Below are 16,421 nucleotides of genomic sequence, written 5' to 3' on the forward strand. Positions count from 1 at the left end.
GCGGCGCACTTCAGTACCCCACGGCATGGGCAGCGTCCGGCAGCGGCAGGGCCACGTCCGGGCCTTGTTGCAGCCATTTCTTGGCAAACACAAAGAAAGTGACAAACAGCACGATGTAAAACACGAAGAACATCAGCATGCTGCCGGCCACGGCGTGTGCCGCCACGTCGGAGACGGCGTCGCGCGTGCGCAGCAGGCCGTACACGACCCACGGCTGGCGACCGACTTCGCGCACGATCCAGCCGCACTCAACGGCGATATACGGCAGCGGTATCGTCAGCACCCAGGCCAGCAGCAGCTTGCGCTTGCGCACGAACTCTTCCACCCGTCCGCCGACCTTGCGCCAGGCCACGAAGGTCCAGAACGACAGCAGCACGAACCACATGCCGATGCCGGCCATGGCGCGGAAGGCGTAGTACAGCAGCGGCAGCATGGGCGGCTGGTCTTCGCGGGCGATGTCGGCCAGGCCCGTGATCTTGCCCGTCGCGCTATGCGTGGCGATCACGCTGAGCATGCCGGGCACTTCGATGGACCAGTCATTCTTTTGCTCCGCCTGGTTAGGCCAGGCCAGCAGGGACCAGGCCGCCCCTTCGCCATCAGGATTCGTGTGCCAGTGGCCTTCGATGGCCGCGCCCTTGGCTGGCTGGGTCTTGAAGACGTCGACGCCGCTCGAATCGCCGAGCCAGACTTGCAACGGCGCAATGACCAGCAGCAACATCAGCGCCAGCTTGAACGAGCGGGCGAAGAAGGCCGGTTCGCGGCGCTTGAACATGTACCAGGCGGAAATGCCGGCGATGACGAACAAGCCCGTTTCCACGGCGGCCACCCACATGTGGCCCACGGCCCAGGCCATGTCGGGATTGAAGATGGCGGCCACGTAATCGGTGACGATGATCTTGCCGTCGACCACGCGCACGCCGGCCGGCGTCTGCATCCAGGAATTGGCGACCATGATCCAGAACGAGGAAATGCTGGAACCGAGCGCCACCATGCCGGTGGCAAACAGGTGCACGCCCTTCGGTACGCGGCCCCAGCCGAACATCATGATGCCGATGAAGCCCGCTTCCAGCATGAAGGCCATGGCACCCTCGAAGCCGAGGATGTTGCCGATGAACTGGCCGGAATGGTGCGAGAACGGCGCCCAGTTGGTGCCGAACTGGAATTCCAGGGGAATCCCGCTGACGACGCCGACGGCGAAGTTGAGCACCAGCAGCTTGCTCCAGAAGCGCGCGTGGCGGTAGTAGACGGGGTCGCTGGTGCGCAGCCACAGCGCCTCGACAACAAACAGGAACAGCGACAGGCTGATCGTCAATATGGGCCACAGGATGTGGAAGATGGCCGTCATCGCAAATTGCGCGCGCGACAGGTCCAGGGTATCGAAACCGAACATGGCGTTCTCCTGTTCAGCTGAGGGCGGCCGAAGGCGCCAGCAGCACGGGGATGGATTTGAAGGTCGGCGTGCGCGAGCCTTCGCCAACGCTGTCGAGCGGCACCAGCGGATTGGTTTCCGGGTAGTAGGCGCCGATGCAGCCGCGCGGAATGTCGTACTCGACCAGCAGGAAGCGGTCGGCGCGGCGTTCGATGCCGTCATGCCACACGCCGATCAGGTCGACCCAGTCGCCGGCCGCAAAGCCCAGCATGGCCAGGTCGTCCTTGTTGATGAAGACGACCCGGCGCTGGCCGAACACGCCGCGGTAGCGGTCGTCCATGGCGTAGATCGTCGTGTTGTACTGGTCGTGCGAACGCGTGGTCATCAGCACCATCAGACGCTCGCCATATTGCTGGCGCGCGCGGTGGATCGGTGTGTCGAGTTCGATGGCGTTGACGAGGAATTGCGCCTTGCCGCTTTCCGTCTTCCACACGCGTTCGCGCGAGGCGATTTCCAAGTGGAAACCGCCCGGCTTGGCCACGCGCAAGTTGTAGTCGAAAAAGTCGTCGAACACTTGTTCGATGGAATCGCGCAGCAACGCATAGTTGCCGGAAAAGCGCAGCCAGTCGATCTTTTCGCTGCCGAGGGTCGCCTGCGCCATGCCGGCCACGATGGCGATTTCCGAGCGCAAATTGGGCGAGGCGGGCTGGTTCATGCCGAACGAGATGTGCACCATGCTCATCGAATCTTCCACCGTCACGCCTTGCGCCACGCCTTGCTGCACGTCGATCTCCGTGCGCCCCAGGGTGGGCAGGATCAGCGCATCCTTGCCGTGCACCAGATGGCTGCGGTTGAGCTTGGTGGCGATATGCACGGTCAGGTCGCACGAACGCAGCGCGTCCCACGTGCGCGGCGTGTCCGGCGTGGCCATCGAGAAATTGCCGCCGAGCGCGACGAACACTTTCACCTTCTTCTCCAGCATCGCTGCGATGGTGCCGACGGCATCGTAGCCGTGGTGGCGCGGCGGCTCGAAGTTGAAGACCAGGCCCAGGCGGTCGAGGAATTCCTTGGTCGGCTGTTCCTCGATGCCCATGGTGCGGTCGCCCTGCACGTTCGAGTGGCCGCGCACGGGGCACAGGCCCGCGCCGCGCTTGCCGATATTGCCACGCATCATCATCAAGTTCGACAGGATTTGCACGGTGGCCAGCGAATTCTTGTGCTGCGTCACGCCCATGCCCCAGGTGGCGATGACGGCCTTGCCCTTCACATAGATCTGCGTCAATTCTTCGATCTTGTCGCGCGCCACGCCCGATTCGGCCAGCAGCAAGTCCCAGCTTTCCGCGCGCAGGTCGGCCGCGAAGGCGTCGAAGCCCGTCGTGTGTTCGGCGATGAAATCGCAGTCGAGCACGCGCTCCTGGCCGTGGGCGATGGCCTCGTCATCGAGTTCGACGACGCGCTTGGCCATGGCCTTGATCAGTGCGAAGTCGCCGCCCAATGTCGGGCAGATGAACAGCGAGCAGATGTTCGTGCTGCCGCCCGTCAGCATTTCCAGCGGATGCTGCGGGCTGGTGAAGCGCTCCAGGCCCCGTTCGTGCAATGGGTTGATGGAAACGATGGTGGCGCCGCGGCGCGACGCTTCGCGCAATTCGCCCAGCATGCGCGGGTGGTTGGTAGCCGGATTCTGGCCGAACAGCAACAGGGTGTCCGCGTGCTCGAAGTCGTCGAGCAGCACCGTGCCCTTGCCGATGCCGACCGTTTCCGGCAAGCCACGGCTCGTTGCTTCGTGGCACAGGTTGGAGCAATCGGGAAAATTGTTGGTGCCGTAGGCGCGCACGAACAGTTGATACAGGAAGGCCGCTTCGTTGCTGGCGCGGCCCGACGTGTAGAAGGCGGCCTGGTTCGGGTCGTCCAGCGCATGCAGGTGGTGCGCCACGAGGGCGAATGCGTCGTCCCAGGCAATGGCCTGGTATTTGTCGCTGGCGGCGTCGTACACCATGGGGTCCGTCAGGCGGCCATGTTGTTCCAGATCATAGTCCGACTGTTCCATCAATGCGGTGACCGTGTGCTCTTCGAAAAATTCCGGGCGCACGCGCTTGCTCGTCGATTCGGCGGCCACGGCCTTGACGCCGTTTTCGCAGAATTCAAACGTCGACGCGTGTTCGCGGTCGGGCCAGGCGCAGCCGGGGCAGTCGAAACCGTCGGGCTGGTTTTGCTCGAACAGGGAGCGGTAATTGCCCGCGCTGACTTTTTCCTTGAACAGATTGATGGCCACATACTTGAGGGCACCCCAACCGGCCGCGGCATGGGTGTAGGGCGCGATGCGCGCGTCGGACTTTGGCTTGCTCATGATGACTCTCCTGGTGATGTGCGATGGGACAATCACATGGTAGGGGCGGCGGACTGCCCCTTAGGCGCACAGTTCCGGGTAAAAAAACAGAGTACAGATGGCAAGACGACGATGCCGGTCGCGCCGGCGCCGGCCGTGATCTATGATGTGGACAAGGAGAAAAGAACATGCAAAAGGAAGAAGGAATCGATGCGGCGCTGATCGCGCTGCTGGCGCTGCTGTGGGAAGCGCGCCAGGAGGCGCCGGTGAGACCATGGTCGCTGGCCAAGCTGGCCAAGCGGGCAGGAGTACAGATGAGCACTTTGCTGCGCCAGCTCAATGCGCTGTCCAGCGCGGGACTGGTGCTGGTGACCACGGCGGAGAGCGGCGGCGGCAGCGCGCTACTCAGCGCGGCGGGCGCGGAACTGTGCGCCAGCGTCTTTACTGCACCGCCAGCGGAATAGATCGCGTCTGTACTCTATCGGCTGGCGCCGGACTGTACCTCTTTGCCTGCTCCCATTCGTCCTATGCTGGACACAGACGAATGCACATCAAGGGGGAAGCACAATGAACACCATCATGTATCCGCAGCCAGCGCTCTGGCAGCCAGACTATAGTGAGCCATGCGTGGACATGCTGGGCCGCCCCCTGACGGACTTGCGCATTTCCGTCATCGACCAGTGCAATTTCCGCTGCACCTATTGCATGCCGGCCGAACTGTACCCCAGCGATTACCCGTTTCTTCCCTCCAGCGAGCGCCTGTCCTTCGCGCAGATCGAAACGATGGCGCGCGCCTTCGTGCGCCTCGGCGTCGATAAAATCCGCATCACGGGCGGCGAGCCGCTGCTGCGCAAGAACCTCGAACGGCTGATCGAGATGCTGGCGCGCCTCACTACGCCGGACGGGCGCGCCGTGAGCATTGCGCTGACGACGAATGGCAGCTTGCTGGCGGCCAAGGCGCGCTCGCTGAAGGATGCGGGCCTGGAGCGGGTCACCGTCAGCCTCGACAGTCTTGACAACGGTATTTTCCAGCGCATGAATGGCGTCGACTTTCCCGTCGAGAAAGTGCTGCACGGGATTGAGGTAGCGCAAGCCGTGGGCTTGAACCCCGTGAAGGTCAACATGGTGGTGCAGAAAGGTGTCAACGACAGCCAGATCGTGCCGCTGGCGCGCCACTTCCGCCACACGGGCGTGATCCTGCGCCTGATCGAATTCATGGACGTGGGCGGCATCGGCGCCTGGTCACGCACGCACGTCGTCACGTCCGAGGCGGCGCGCGCGCTGATCGCCGCCGAATTTCCCCTCGTGTCGCTGGGCGAAGGCAAGCCTGTCTCGCACGAAACGGCCAGCCGCTACCGCTATCTCGATGGCGGCGGCGAAGTGGGCTTCATTTCCAGCGTGTCGCAACCGTTCTGCGGCGACTGCAGCCGCGTGCGCGTGTCGTCGGACGGCAAGTTGTTTACCTGCCTGTTTGCCCACGACGGCCTCGACCTGCGGCCCCAGCTTGACTCCGAGCAAGGCCTGGAAGCCCTGCTGCGCCAGCACTGGCAGCGACGTGGCGACCGCTACTCGGAAGTGCGCGGCGCACTGGCCCAGCTTGGCGGGCGCAAGCAGTATCCCACCGTGCGCATGTCGCTGGTGGGCGGGTGACGGGACTGCGTAAAATGCCTACAGGAATTCGGTGATCAGTTTACCGAGCAGGATGATTGCCTGTTCCACACCCACGCTCCACGGATAACTGTAGTTGAGGCGGATGCAATGCTTGTAGGCCTGGCTGACGGAAAACATGCGGCCCGGACCCACCGTGATCTTGCATTCCAGCGCGCGCCGGTACAACTGCATGGAATCTATATTGCCGGGCAGCTCCACCCACAGCACGTAGCCGCCCTGCGGGTGCGAGATTTTCGTGCCGGCAGGAAAGAAGCGCAGCACGGCGGCCGCCATGATGCGCGCTTGCTGGGCATACGCCTTGCGGGTGCGGCGCAGATGCTGTTCGTAGCCGTCGTTTTGCAGGTATTCGGCGATGGCCAGCTGCGGAAACGAGGACGTGGCCAGGGTATTGAGGAATTTGAGCTCTTCCACCTTGCCCCGGTAGCGTCCGGCCAGGGCCCAGCCCACGCGCTGCGCCGAACTGAGGCTCTTGGAAAACGAGGAGCAGTGCAGCACCAGGCCCTTGCGGTCGTACGATTTGAGCGAGGACGGATGGGTATCGCCGTAATACAGTTCGTTGTAGACGCCGTTTTCGATGGCGGGCACGTCGTGCTGCTCCAGCAGCTGGACCAGGGCACGCTTGCGCTGGTCGGACATCTGAAAGCCCAGCGGATTCTGGAAGTTCGGCATCACCATGACGGCGGCGATGGGCTGGCGGGCCATGATGTCGGCCAGCGCCTCGATGCTGATGCCGTCGTACGGATCGGTGGACACTTCCACCACCTTCATGCCCAGCCGTTCGACGGCCATCAGCATGGCATAGAAGGTGGGCGACTCGACGGCGATGGTGTCGCCCGGCTTGGCCACGGCTTGCAGGCACAGGTTGATGGCTTCCGTGGCGCCCACGGTGACGATGATTTCGTCGGGATCGACGGCCAGGCCGTTCTCCATGTAGCGGCGGGCGATTTCGCGGATCAGCTGCGGGTTGCCCGGCGGCAGGTCGTCCGTCATGTTCCACACGCGGTTGCGGCGCGCCACGGCGCCCGCATACTGGTTGATGCGTTCCCAGGGAAACAGCGAAGGGTCGGGGTAGGGCGAGCCCAGCGGGATGGCGTCGTGCAAGCCGATCGAGCGCAGGGTCGACAGCACCAGGCGGCTGACGTGCACTTCCGCCGGCACGGGGCTGGGATGCGACGCCTGCATGCACATGGCGGGCGCGGCCGTGTCGCTGGCGCGCGGGCGCACGAAGTAGCCGGACTGGGGCCGGCTTTCTATCACGCCCATGCTTTCCAGCTTGACGTAGGCGCGCAGCACCGTGGTGATGCTCAGCTTGTGCTGCTGGCTGGTCTGGCGCACGGAGGGAATGCGTTCGCCTGGCAAGAGCACGCCCTTGGCCACCAGTTGCTCGATGTCGCTGACGAGCTTTTCATACAATTTCATGCAATGGTATCCATTCTTTGATTCTTGCTCTACGTCATTGCATTATCTTCCAATTCATGAGCGAGGTATGCTTGCAATGAGCGCATGTTGTCGAAATGAAACTGTCATCCCATACTTCTGGTTTACCATCCACATAGAAAACGAAAAAAGGAATATTGGTCATGGCAATTCCACAAAGCATGCTGTCTGTCGTCGCGCGCGACGAAGTGCATTTGCAGTTCAATGTGAAGGCCGGCGTTGAACCGGAGCAGCTGTTCAGGGTGCTGGGCAAGCTGTGGGAGTCCGAGGTCACGGGCATTCTGGATCCCACCCTGAATCGCCACCATCAGTTGACGGGCGGCACGGCCAACGTGGTACTGGGATTCAAGCCCGAGCTGTGGCGCGCCGCTTGCCCGGGTTGCGTGCCGGACAATATGGCGTCGTTCGGGCAAGACCTGGTGGGCGCCAACGGCAAGACGGCGCCGGCCACCCAGCACGATTTCTGGGTCTGGATCACGCAGTCGAACGCGGCCACCCTGTACGACAGCATGCGCACGACGCTCACTTTGCTGAGTCCTTTCGCCGAGCTGGCCAGCGAGCAGGTGTGTTTTCCGTATCACAATAACGTGACGTTTGACGGCTTTGCCGACGGCGTCGCCAACCCGAATCCGTTTCGCGCCAACGGCGTGGCCATCATTCCGGACGGTGAAGCGGGCGCGGGCGGCTCCACCGTGCTGCTGCAAAAATGGCGTATGGATGTGGAACGCCTGCGCGCCTTGCCCGTGCACGCGGCGGAGCAGGTGTGGGGCCGCACCAAGGCCGGCAGCCATGAATTGTCGCCGCTGCCCGTCGATTCCCATGTGGGCCGTAACCAGTTCATCCGCGATGGCGAGGAAGTCGATATCGTGCGCCGCAATGCCAATTACGCCAATGCCGGCGAGGCGGGGGTCATGTTTGTCGGTTTCTGCAAGGACATCACGGTGACCATGGGCATGCTGCGGCAAATGTACGGCGTAGGCTATGATGGCGTCACCCAGACGGACCGGCTGCTGGATTTTTCCACGGCGCTGTCGTCGGCGATCTATTTTGTGCCCAGCATCGATGCCTTGCTGGCCGTGGGTATTTCGCCGGCGGATCCCGGCTGAGGGCCGTCCCGGCGGTCCCTATTTTTACTTTAAAGGAGTTTTCCATGCGTATTCGTCCCGCCACATTGCTGTCCGCCCTGATCTTCGGCAGCGTCGTCTTCAGCGCTTCCGCTTCCGCCGTCGGCCTGGGTTTCCTGGCCGATACGCCCATGGCTTACCTGAACAAGAACGACAAGCCCGTCTTCGTGAAGGCCGTCACCGACGTGCTCAATGACAAGAAGGATGGCGAAACCGTGCAATGGAGCAATGAAGGCTTGCGCAATTCCGTGCGCATCGCCGCCGAGATCACGGCCAGCGACACGGAAAAGACGGATGCGCAAACATGCCGCAAGGTGCAGGTTGCCTTGAACGCCAAGGGCCAGGAACAGACCCTCAAGCTGAAGGTCTGCAAGGCCGGCACGGCCGCGTGGAAAGTGGCGAAGAGCTGATTGCCCGTGCATTTCCCTTGCCGGTTCTGCACCGGCAAGGTGCGACTTTCTCATAAGTAAGTGTTGCAGCGGTTAGAATCACGCTTTACCCTCACTTTTCTCACCTGCATGCAGCAAAGTCGCCTCCTGTTTTTCCGCCTGGCCGGCCAGTTTCGCCGCTATGGCGCCATCGTTGCCGCCACCTTGCTGGCCGTGGGCGTGGCGTCCGCCACCGATGTGTTGTTAATCCGCCAGTTGCAAAACGTCGTCGACGCCATGCGCGCGACGGCCAGCACGCAGGTCGCGCCCGTGTCCGGCGTGATGGGCATGTTGCAGGGCTGGGTCGACCGTTTCTTGCCGGCACAGGCGGGGCAGGTGGACCTGTGGGTGATTCCCGCCACTATCCTGGGCCTGGCCGTGCTGCGCATGGTGTCGAGCTTTGCCGGCGATTATGGTTCCGTCTGGCTATCGAGCCGGGTACAGGCCGACCTGCGCGAAAAGATGTTCGCCACCATCATGCGGCTGCCCAGCCGCTTTTTCGATACCACCACCACCAGCTTGACGCAGTCGCGCGTGGCCTTCGACGCCAGCCAGGTGTCGCAGGCGGGCTTGAACGTGCTCAACGTGATGGTGCGCGATTCCGTCGCCACCGTCGGCTACTTGATTTTATTGTTCAGCATCGACGTGAAACTGGCCCTGTTCTGCATGGCCTCGATGCCCATCGTCGCCATCGTCGTGACCCTGGCGGGACGCCGCATGCGCCACCTGAGCAAGAGTTCGCAGCAAGCCGTGGGCGAGCTGACGTCCGTGCTGGACGAAAGCATAGCCGGCCAGCGCGTCGTGAAAATCTTTGGCGGCCAGGATTATGAACAGGCGCGCTTCGTCGACGTGGTCAAGCGCAACCGCCAGCTGGCCGTCAAGCACGCGGCTACCTCGGCCATGAATTCCGGCTTCATCATGATGCTCGTCGGCATTACCCTGTCATCCGTGATTTACTTCGCCATGCTGCGCGCGCAAAGCGGCGCCATCACGCCGGGCGCCTTCGTCGCGTTCATGGGCGCGCTGATGGCCATGCAGTCGCCGATCAAGAATTTGACGAAGATCAATGAGCCGCTGCAGCGGGGTCTGGCTGCGGCCGAGTCCGTTTTTGGTTTGATCGACACGCCGCTGGAACCGGACCCGGGCACAGTGGCCCCGGCCGCGGTGCAGGGTAATTTGTCCTTGCAGAACGTGCATTTCCGCTACAACAGCGACGATCCCGATGCACCCACGGCCTTGAGCGATATCACGCTCGATATCCGCGCCGGTGAGACTGTGGCTCTGGTGGGCGGTTCCGGCGGCGGCAAGACAACCTTGCTGGGCTTGCTGCCGCGCTTCTATGACGTCAGCGGCGGCCAGATCCTGCTCGACGGCGTCGACGTGCGCGACTACGCCTTGCTGGCCCTGCGGCGCCAGTTTGCCCTCGTCAGCCAGGATGTGATCCTGTTCAACGACACGATGGCGGCGAATATCGCGTATGGCGACCCGGCCCCGGACCAGGACCGCATCGAAGCATCGGCGCGTGCCGCGTATGCCCACGACTTCATCATGCAGTTGCCGCAAGGCTACGACACCCAGGCGGGGCAGAACGGTTCGCGCCTGTCGGGCGGACAACGCCAGCGCCTGGCCATCGCCCGCGCCCTGTACAAGGATGCGCCGATTTTGCTGCTCGACGAAGCGACCAGCGCGCTGGACACGGAGTCGGAGCGCTCCGTGCAGGCCGCGCTGGAAGTGCTGATGCGCAACCGCACCACCATCGTCATCGCCCACAGGCTGTCGACCATCGAAAGCGCCGACCGCATCGTCGTCATGCAGGGCGGGCGCCTGGTGGAATCGGGCAGCCATGCGGACTTGCTGCAGCAGGGCGGCGCGTATGCGCGCCTGCATGCGAGCCAGTTGTCGCCCGTCAAGGATGCCCTGGGCTGACGCCTGGCCCATCCTGCGCCTGCCCATGCGCCAGGCCGGAGCCGGACCAGCAGGTCCGTCCCGGCCTTTTTTCATGGGGCGGCAATCGTGCCTGCGGCGACCGGCGCTTGCCTTTATGATGGCAGCCGCAAAGCAACATGAACAATGGAGCAACATGAAGAATCAACAGACAATGCGCTGGCTGCTGGCCGCCGCGCTGGGTATGAGTACGGCCTTGCCGCTGGCGGCACAGGAAGATACGCCGGCAACGGCTTCCCATCACGCGCAAGAAGAGGACAGGACCATGTATCTGGATGAAAATTTCATGCCGAGCAACCAGCGCCGCGCCGTGTATGCGCTGCGCACGCCGCCCGTGCGCGACGAGGTGCTGGGCGCCTGGCATGTGCGGCTTGAATTTCCCGACACGCCGGGCGTGCTCGCCTTTGAAACCTATGCCACGGACCTGGACCTGAGCCAGGTCAGATTTGTGCGTTTTCGCAAGTATTACTACGAGAATGGCCAGCTGCTGCGCGAAACCTATTTCAATGCCCAGGGCGAGGAGCTGCTCGGCGGCAGTGTGTACTTCGAGAATGGCCAGGTCCAGCAGCGGGTGATCGCCTTGCCGAACGGGCGCGACAGCATATCGGAAAGGTATCACCAGAATGGCCAGCTGATGAGCCGCACGCTGTATCACGGCGACGAGATGGCCGATGGTGAGCAAGTGTCGTATGGCGCGAACGGGGCCGTCAGCAACCGCTCGTATCGACGCCATGGCCAGATGGATGGTGTGGAGGAATCGTTTTATGCCGATGGCAAGCTGTTCCGGAAGGGGCGGTACGTCGATGGCCAGCGCGAGGGCGAGTTCGTCATGTACGCGCAGGATGGCAAGGTGCTGGCCCGGACCGTCTGGGTGCACGGCCAACCCGACGGCTGGTCGTTTGAAAGCCATGGCAATGGCGTCGTGTCGAACAAGACGCTGTACCAGAAGGGTGCCGTGCTCAGCTTGCAAACGTGGGCCCCGAATGGCCGGCCCGTGTTTGCCTGGCAGAAAGACGCGCAGGGGCGCGACCACGGCGACACGACGGATTGGCATGCCAACGGCGCGCGCGCCAGCGTGACCCCGTTTGTCGAAGGCCAGCGCCACGGCTTGCTGCAGACGTGGTACGACGACGGCAGCCTGCGCCAGATCGTGCCGTACGAACACGGCAAGAAGCACGGCATCGAGCGCCACTGGGACAAGGCCGGCAAGCTGGTGCTGGAGCAGGCGTGGCAAGCCGGAGAGCCAGTTTCCATGCGCTAGGAGTCGTCCGCCTTTGCAGGTATCATGCAGGGATTCCGGCCCGCCAGCAGGCGTGAAGCCGGCGGGATAACTGGAGGCAATGGTGGTGGAAGCGGAAGTATCGGCGATGGCCAGGGCGCAAGGCATGGCCTTGCAAAACATGCGCGTCGTGATGCGCGCGGCGCAGCGCCACTCGGCGCAGATCGAGAAGCAATGCGGCGTATCGGGCGCGCAATTGTGGGTGATGCAGGAATTGCTGGAGCGGCCGGGCCTGCGCATGGGCGAGCTGGCCAGCAAGATGTCGATCCACCAGACGACGGCCAGCAACCTGGTCGAGGCGCTGGTCAAGAAAACCTATGTGCGCAAGGCGCGCGACCAGCCCGACCAGCGCGTGGTGACCCTGACCCTGACGGCGGAAGGGCAGGCAGTGATCGCCGGCGCGCCGCAGCCGGCGCGCGGCTTGCTGCCCAGCGCGCTGAGCCAGCTCGATGCAGACAGCCTGGCGCACCTGAACCAGGGCTTGAGCGCCTTGCTGGCCGTCGTCGCTCCCGATGACAGGCAGGCGGGCATGCAACCATTTCCGTTCACCATGTAATCACTGGCAAGCGTGCGGCTGGACCGCCGCGCTTGCCATTATCATCGGCGCTGTCGCACCGTTGATGAAAGCACGCATTGAAGATATTCACATCCGTTTTGCTGGCCACCGTCCTGGCCGGTTCTTCCACCATTTGCATGGCCAATGAGTTGGTCATCCCGGCTTTGCCTTCCGGGCAATCGCCGGCCTCCCTCTATTTCGACGCGGATTACCAGCCCGCTGCGCCCGCTGCGGCCATGTACGAGCAGCGCGCACCGTTGCGCCACGATGCAGCCCGCCAGGCCTGGCATTGGCAGCTGCATTTCGCGCAGCCGCCAGGCAGGCTGCACATGGATGCCTGGCTGCGCAGCACGGACCTGGCGTCGCCCGGTTACGTCTACCAGCGCAGCGTGTATTTCGCCGATGGCCAGCTGGGCTTGCTGGAAGAGCGCAATGGGGAGGGAGACTTCGATGGCGTGACCGTCGCGTACTATGCGGACGGCACGGTGAAAAGCCGCAAGGCTTACCGCGCAGGCGAGTACGAAGGCTTGCATAGCCACTATCATGCGAATGGCCAGCTGAGGCATGCATTGCTGTATCACGCGGGCCAGCCCGCCGATGGCGAATTCCTGAGCTTTGACGAGCATGGCCAGGTCAGCAACCGCGCGCATTTCGTCGATGGCGTGCTGACCGGTGAAGTGACGGCGTTTCATCCGGATGGCAGGCTGGCCGAGCGGGGACCGTATCTGGACGGCCAGCGCAACGGCCTGCACCAGGCCTGGTGGCCGGACGGCCGTGAAATGTCGCGCCTCAATTTCCTGCATGGCAAGCCGCAGGGCTGGTCGCTGCTGTATTTCGCGAATGGCCAGCTGGACCAGAAAAACCTGTTCGAGGATGGCGTCATGCTGAGCACGCAAAGCTGGCGCGACGATGGCACGCCGCTGCGCCAGCGCCAGCAGGATGAGCAGGGCCGCGCGCAGGGCGAGGACAGGCAATGGCATGCGAACGGCAAGCTTGCCCGGCTCGCTTCCTACCATGATGACGTGCCGCATGGCGCCTGGCGGGAGTGGCATGCGGACGGCTCGCCCCGCCATGCCGTGGATTACGTGCACGGGCGCAAGCAGGGCCTGGAACGGGCCTGGGCCGGCGACGGCACGCGCACCATCTGCGAGTGGCAGGATGGCCGCTTGCTGCGTGCCTGCCGCAATTTCTAGCTTGTTGCCGCTGGCAAGCGTTGCAATTGCAGCTGCGCCAGCGCTCCGTACAGCGGTTCGCTGAGTACGCGCGAGACGGTGCTGGCGACGACGGCGCAGGCCATCAGGCTCAGCACCATGCCGTGACCATCGACCATTTCCATGACAATGATGAAGGCTGTCAGCGGCGCCTGCGTGGCGGCGGCCAGGAAGCCCACCATGCCCAGCGCGATCAGGGCCGGCGCGTGCGGGTAGTGCAGCAGCACGGCGATATCGTGGCCAATGCCGGCGCCGATGGCCAGGGACGGCGCGAAGATGCCGGCAGGCACGCCCGACCAGACGGTCAGCCACGTCGCCACATACTTGAAGGCAACAAAGGCGGGGGAGGCGTCACTGGCGCCTTCCAGCATGGCGCGCGTGGCCACGGTGCCGCTGCCGAACGTGGCGCCGTGGCTGGCGATGCCGATGGCCGCCACCAGCACGCCGCAGACGGCGGCGAACAGCACGGGCCGGCCCTTTCTCCACGCAGACAATTTTCCCAGTGGATTGCCCCGGGCGGAGGCCAGCAGCAGCCGGGCGAACAGGCCGCCCGCCACGCCCGCGACCAGGGTCACGAGCAAGCCCGGCAAGGCCAGCGCCAGGCCGATGGGGCCGGGGTGGATGATGCCGAAATGGGTGGCGTTGCCGTGGATCGACACGGCCATCATGCCGGCCAGCACGATGCCGGCGACGATCAGGCCGCTGTTGCGCTGTTCCGGCGAGCGCGACAGTTCCTCGATGGCAAACATGACGCCGGCCAGCGGCGTGTTGAAGGCGGCCGCGATGCCGGCCGCGCCACCGGCCACCAGCAGGGAATGGGCGCTCACCTGCGAGTGGCGGGGCAGCCAGCGGCGCGCGGCCAGCATCACGCCGGCGGCGATCTGCACGGACGGCCCTTCGCGCCCCAGGGACAATCCCCCCAGCAAGCCGCCGGCCGTCAGGCAGATTTTCGCGGCACTGAGTTTCAACGAGACAAACAAGGAGCGCTGTTCCGGCGCCACGGCAGGGTCCAGGGTCGCCATCACCTGCGGGATGCCGGAACCGGCCGCGCCCATCGCGTAGCGGCGCGTCAGCCAGACCAGCAGGGCGGCGCAGGCCGGCGTCCACAGCAGGGCGAACCACCAGGCCTTGCCGTTAAAGAACAGAAACAAGTCCAGCGCTTCTTCCGCCAGCCACGTAAAGCCCACGACGACGAGGCCCGCGATGGCGGCCATGCCGACAACGACGGCGCGCGACCACCATAGGCGCGGGTTGGCAAATTCATGCTTGAAGGCAGAGGGAATATCGTGCAAGTGCTTCATTGCGGCAAGTCCAGGAAGGGGCGCGCAGGGCGTCGGGGTGACTTGCCATTATATAGATGTATTTGTTCAAATGTATTTCCTGTGCCTTATTTGTGGGCAAGAGGCGACAACAGCTTCGCCTCGGCCAGGAAATCGACGAGGACCCGTACTTTCGGCGCCAGGTGCGGTCCGGACGGCCACAGCAGCCAGCAGCTGTGGGCTGGATGGCCGGCGATCGCGTAGTCCCTCAGCACTTCGACCAGGCTGCCGTCATCGATGGCGCTGCGCACATGAAAGTCGGGCAGCCAGGCGATGCCCAGGCCTTGTCGGGCGAAGTGCAGGCGTGCTTCCACGTTGTTGCACACCATCGACAAAGGCAAGTCCGGTAGCGGCGCTTCGGCTTCCTGGTGCAGTTGCCATTGTTCGACCTTGCCGCTGTGGCGGAAGCGGTAGTGCAGGCAGGTATGGTGTTGCAGATCAAGAGGACGGCTGGGCGTGCCGTGGCGCGCCAGATAGGCGGGCGAGGCCACGAGGCAGGAGCGGAACTGCCCCAGCTTGCGCGCGGCCAGGCGCGAATCGCGGGGCTTACCGATGCGGATGACGACGTCGGCCAGCGCATCGGAAAAATCCAGCTCGAGGGCGATGGCAGGGTGCCGTTGGGAAAATTCGGCCAACATGATCGAGCAACACCGGATTTTGCAGCGGGTGGCGCGGTTGCTGGATGAGGGCGCGCTGCGCCATACGCTGCAGCAGCGTTTGTCGCCGATGGATGCGGCCACCGTGTTGCGCGCGCATGCGCTGCTGGAGCGGGGCGGGCAGCCGGGCAAGATCGTCGTCAGCGATTGAACCGGCTTACACGAATAGCTCGTGCCGCGCGCTCTGGCTGATGGCGATGGTGGCCGGGTGGCTCAGGCGCCGTTCCGTGGTGATCGCGTAGACTTGCTCGACGAGGCTGTCGACCCGGCCCAGCGCCACCACGGCGTACTGTTCGCAGACCTGGGGCGCGATCACGGTGGGCGCAAAGAACAGGCCGGCGCCGGACTGGCCGAAGGCCTTCATCATGGCGCTGTCGTCGAACTCGCCGACGATGCGCGGGTGCAGGTTGTTGTCGCCCAGCCACTGCAGCAAGCGTCCGTAAATGGCGAAGTCTTCTCCGGGCAGCAGCAGCGGCGCGCCATCGAGGCATTGCGGGAAGCTCCCCGTCAGGGTGGCGGCCAGCGCTGGCGTGCCGAACAGGGTCATGCCGCTTTCGCCCAGCAAATGGTTAAAGCCGCGCACGCTCAAGTGGGCCGGCATGGGACGGTCCGCCATGATCAGGTCGAGCCGGTGCACGGCCAGGTCCGCCAGCAGGCTGGCCAGCCGGCCTTCGCGGCAAATGATGCGCAACGGTTCGGCCAGTCCCAGCGCCGGCGCGACGAGGCGGCAGGCGATCAGTTTTGAGACGGAATCGGCGCAGCCGACGCGGAAGGTCGTCGTCGTGGTGCGCGACTGGTCGCGCACGATTTCCAGCAATTCATCGCCCGTGCTGAAGATGCTTTCGGCATGGCTGAGGATGCGCCGGCCCGTGTCCGTCAATTCCAGCTGGCGCCCGCTGCGGCGGAACAGTTCCACGCCCAGGGTGTCGGCAAACTCGCTGAGCTGGCCGGAAATCGATTGCGGCGTCAGGTGCAGCTGCTCGGCCGCGCGGGCGATGCTGCCCGTCTTGGCCACCATCCAGAAATAGCGCAAGTGCTTGAAGTTGAGTGTCGACATGGTATTTCCCGGTAGATTAATGCATCGAGTTTTTCGATGTATTC

General features: G+C 64.0%; 15 protein-coding genes. 9 read left to right on the forward strand and 6 right to left on the reverse strand.

Annotated features, from left to right (window positions below):
* Positions 1-10: 10 nt before the first annotated feature.
* Both U0004_RS09425 and U0004_RS09430 read right to left on the reverse strand, forming a co-directional pair.
* Entirely contained in the window at positions 11-1,390 is a 1,380-nt protein-coding gene (locus U0004_RS09425; protein ID WP_070255191.1) for a cytochrome ubiquinol oxidase subunit I, read from the reverse strand.
* A gap of 13 nt (positions 1,391-1,403) precedes the next feature.
* The gene (locus tag U0004_RS09430; RefSeq protein ID WP_070255189.1) at positions 1,404-3,716 is read right to left on the reverse strand and encodes an FdhF/YdeP family oxidoreductase; all 2,313 of its coding nucleotides are present in this window, start codon (positions 3,714-3,716) and stop codon (positions 1,404-1,406) included.
* Positions 3,717-3,883: 167 nt separating this feature from the next.
* On the opposite strand from U0004_RS09430, the gene U0004_RS09435 reads away from it, so the two are divergent.
* Together U0004_RS09435 and moaA are read left to right on the forward strand one after the other, a co-directional pair.
* Positions 3,884-4,159, forward strand: coding sequence for an Rrf2 family transcriptional regulator (locus U0004_RS09435; RefSeq protein ID WP_070255187.1), 276 nt, complete (start codon positions 3,884-3,886; stop codon positions 4,157-4,159).
* Between the two features lie 115 nt (positions 4,160-4,274).
* Complete coding sequence (moaA, locus tag U0004_RS09440; protein WP_070255308.1) at positions 4,275-5,345, forward strand: GTP 3',8-cyclase MoaA; 1,071 nt, start codon at positions 4,275-4,277, stop codon at positions 5,343-5,345.
* An 18-nt stretch (positions 5,346-5,363) separates the two neighbouring features.
* Here the strand turns inward: moaA and U0004_RS09445 are convergent, their stop codons facing one another.
* Positions 5,364-6,785 carry an aminotransferase-like domain-containing protein gene (locus tag U0004_RS09445; protein WP_070255185.1) on the reverse strand — a complete coding sequence of 474 codons (1,422 nt, stop codon included), beginning with the start codon at positions 6,783-6,785 and terminating at the stop codon, positions 5,364-5,366.
* Positions 6,786-6,946: 161 nt separating this feature from the next.
* Here U0004_RS09445 and U0004_RS09450 point away from each other — a divergent pair, with 161 nt between their 5' ends.
* The 6 genes from U0004_RS09450 (at position 6,947) to U0004_RS09475 (ending at position 13,327) form a co-directional block, all read left to right on the forward strand.
* Positions 6,947-7,909 carry a Dyp-type peroxidase gene (locus U0004_RS09450; RefSeq protein ID WP_081345564.1) on the forward strand — a complete coding sequence of 321 codons (963 nt, stop codon included), beginning with the start codon at positions 6,947-6,949 and terminating at the stop codon, positions 7,907-7,909.
* Positions 7,910-7,953: 44 nt separating this feature from the next.
* Positions 7,954-8,337 carry a hypothetical protein gene (locus U0004_RS09455; protein WP_070255181.1) on the forward strand — a complete coding sequence of 128 codons (384 nt, stop codon included), beginning with the start codon at positions 7,954-7,956 and terminating at the stop codon, positions 8,335-8,337.
* A gap of 108 nt (positions 8,338-8,445) precedes the next feature.
* Complete coding sequence (gene msbA, locus U0004_RS09460) at positions 8,446-10,281, forward strand: lipid A export permease/ATP-binding protein MsbA (protein ID WP_070255168.1); 1,836 nt, start codon at positions 8,446-8,448, stop codon at positions 10,279-10,281.
* 154 nt (positions 10,282-10,435) lie between these two features.
* Complete coding sequence (locus U0004_RS09465) at positions 10,436-11,560, forward strand: toxin-antitoxin system YwqK family antitoxin (RefSeq protein WP_167468644.1); 1,125 nt, start codon at positions 10,436-10,438, stop codon at positions 11,558-11,560.
* 79 nt (positions 11,561-11,639) lie between these two features.
* Positions 11,640-12,134, forward strand: a complete 495-nt coding sequence (locus tag U0004_RS09470) for a MarR family winged helix-turn-helix transcriptional regulator (RefSeq protein ID WP_070255161.1) — start codon at positions 11,640-11,642, stop codon at positions 12,132-12,134.
* Between the two features lie 77 nt (positions 12,135-12,211).
* The gene (locus tag U0004_RS09475) at positions 12,212-13,327 is read left to right on the forward strand and encodes a toxin-antitoxin system YwqK family antitoxin (protein WP_139144121.1); all 1,116 of its coding nucleotides are present in this window, start codon (positions 12,212-12,214) and stop codon (positions 13,325-13,327) included.
* On the opposite strand, the gene U0004_RS09480 is transcribed toward U0004_RS09475, so the two are convergent.
* Both U0004_RS09480 and U0004_RS09485 read right to left on the reverse strand, forming a co-directional pair.
* Positions 13,324-14,646: a chloride channel protein gene (locus U0004_RS09480; RefSeq protein WP_070255155.1), complete on the reverse strand. Its 1,323-nt coding sequence runs from the start codon at positions 14,644-14,646 to the stop codon at positions 13,324-13,326. The genes U0004_RS09475 and U0004_RS09480 overlap by 4 nt on opposite strands.
* Before the next feature lie 86 nt (positions 14,647-14,732).
* Positions 14,733-15,302 carry a LysR substrate-binding domain-containing protein gene (locus U0004_RS09485; RefSeq protein ID WP_070255152.1) on the reverse strand — a complete coding sequence of 190 codons (570 nt, stop codon included), beginning with the start codon at positions 15,300-15,302 and terminating at the stop codon, positions 14,733-14,735.
* Between U0004_RS09485 and U0004_RS09490 the strand changes: the two genes are divergently transcribed.
* The gene (locus U0004_RS09490) at positions 15,301-15,471 is read left to right on the forward strand and encodes a zinc-binding dehydrogenase (RefSeq protein ID WP_231958605.1); all 171 of its coding nucleotides are present in this window, start codon (positions 15,301-15,303) and stop codon (positions 15,469-15,471) included. The two genes, U0004_RS09485 and U0004_RS09490, sit on opposite strands and share 2 nt — an antisense overlap.
* A gap of 6 nt (positions 15,472-15,477) precedes the next feature.
* Here the strand turns inward: U0004_RS09490 and nhaR are convergent, their stop codons facing one another.
* On the reverse strand, positions 15,478-16,377 hold the full coding sequence (gene nhaR / locus U0004_RS09495; RefSeq protein WP_034786371.1) for a transcriptional activator NhaR: 900 nt from the start codon (positions 16,375-16,377) through the stop codon (positions 15,478-15,480).
* Positions 16,378-16,421: the final 44 nt, after the last annotated feature.

It is taken from the genome of Janthinobacterium lividum, from assembly GCF_034424625.1.
In the GTDB taxonomy this organism is placed as follows: Bacteria; Pseudomonadota; Gammaproteobacteria; order Burkholderiales; family Burkholderiaceae_D; genus Janthinobacterium; species Janthinobacterium lividum.